The organism is Flavobacterium sp., assembly GCF_023151265.1.
Taxonomy (GTDB): Bacteria; Bacteroidota; Bacteroidia; order Flavobacteriales; family Flavobacteriaceae; genus Flavobacterium.
In genome coordinates, this window is the sequence record NZ_JAKLJH010000236.1 from 1 (window position 1) to 1,695 (window position 1,695).

Genomic DNA, 1,695 nt, shown 5'->3' on the forward strand with positions numbered 1-1,695 from the left:
GATTTACTGTAAAATGATTTTAACGAATTGTTTTTAAAGTAGTTAACTAGCCATAAAATAATAATAATTACAACAAGTAAAACTCCAAATAAGATGCAAGTTACTTCAATATCTAAGTTGTTTCTGTTCGAAAAATCGATGGTTCCATCTAAATAACCTAAGCCAAAAAAGATGAGATGAAGCAGTAATCCAATGGCAACCATAGGAACAAATTTGGTGTTCCAAAGCAATGGATATTTGAGTAATAATTTTTTCTGTATATCTTTAAACATGATTTTATTTTTTTAGTTCACAAAAAAGCGACGTGTTGAATTTGAAATATTTCGCATGTAAGTCATTGGAATCGATTGGTTGATAATCACTTTCAAGAAATCATTCATTTCAATTTTTTCTGGAAAAGTTGCGATAAAAGTTCCTCCGTTTTGTTCCAAAGAAATTACTTCTAAAGAGTTGAAAGCTTGTTTTAAATCGCTTAAATTCAATGAACTTTCGAATTCGATAATGCAATTTTTAGCAGCATCATTTTCAGCATTCAAATTCTTTTGTGAACCACGTTTTAAGAAAACCACCTGATTTGATGTTTTTTCTACTTCGTACAATTGTTGCGAACTCAACACAATAGCAATCGGTCTAAAAGCCGAATTTGCGATGTTTCTAAAATCGTCTAAAATGGTTTGCTGTGCCAAAATATCTAAGTTTGCCAAAGGTTCATCAATTAATAAAATCTTTGGTTTACGAAGTAACATTCGAGCCAATTCGAAACGCATTTTGTAACCAGATGATAAATTGTTCCAGTAATGTCTTCTAAATTTTCGCAATCCTAAACGCGTGATGACTAAATCAACTACTAAATTATTTTCTTCTGGCGAATAACCGTAGCAACTTGCTGTAAATTCTAAATTTTCATACATCGAACCGCGCCAAGTGTCAGTTCGTTGTGGAATGTAAACTAATTTTGTTCGTAAATCATACAAATCATCATACTGGAATTGGTAATTTATGGTTCCAGATGTTGGATGTAATTCACCACATAAACTACGAAGTAAAGTTGTTTTTCCGTTTCCGTTTTCGCCAACCAAACCAATGATTTCACCTGTTTTGATGTCTAAATTTATAGGTCCTAATCCAAAAGAAGCATTGTATACTTTTTGAAGATTTTTAACCGAGATAATGGTTTGATGATTGTGACATTCTTTTTTGCTTAAAAACGCGTGAAGTTCATCTAACAAGGTTTTTAAACGAGTTTTTTTATCATCGTCTTCTTTTTCATTATTATCTAGCCAATTTAAAAATTCATTGGTTTTGATGTAAAAGTCAATGTTTTCAGTATCTAAAGTAAAATCGATTACTCGTTTTATGGTTTGATTGAAGTCGTTAAATTCGAGAAGTTCTTGTACTTCGCGGAATTGTTTTTCAAATTCGGTCATATATTATTTTATAAAATTTCGTTTTAGTAAACCATACATTACGGTATCGGTAAATTCATTATTATAATAAAAATCTTCTTTAAAATGCGCTTCTTTTACAAAGCCAACTTTTTGTAAAACACGTTCGGAAGCACTATGTCGCGAATCGATAACAGCAACAATAGAATGAAAATTTAAGGTGTTGAAAGCAAAATCTAATAGCGTTTTCACGGCTTCTGTTACATAACCTTTTCCGTTATGTTCAGGTGTAATCATATAGCCTAATTCG

General features: G+C 31.1%; 2 protein-coding genes and 1 pseudogene. All 3 read right to left on the minus strand.

The features are described 5' to 3' along the window. Window positions 1-272: pseudogene (locus tag L6Q46_RS13935) on the minus strand (hypothetical protein); the annotation flags it as partial. Window positions 273-284: 12 nt separating this feature from the next. After that, entirely contained in the window at window positions 285-1,427 is a 1,143-nt protein-coding gene (locus tag L6Q46_RS13940) for an ABC transporter ATP-binding protein (protein ID WP_291284819.1), read from the minus strand. Between the two features lie 3 nt (window positions 1,428-1,430). Next, on the minus strand, window positions 1,431-1,695 hold a 265-nt coding region (locus L6Q46_RS13945), incomplete at its 5' end, for a GNAT family protein (RefSeq protein WP_291284820.1).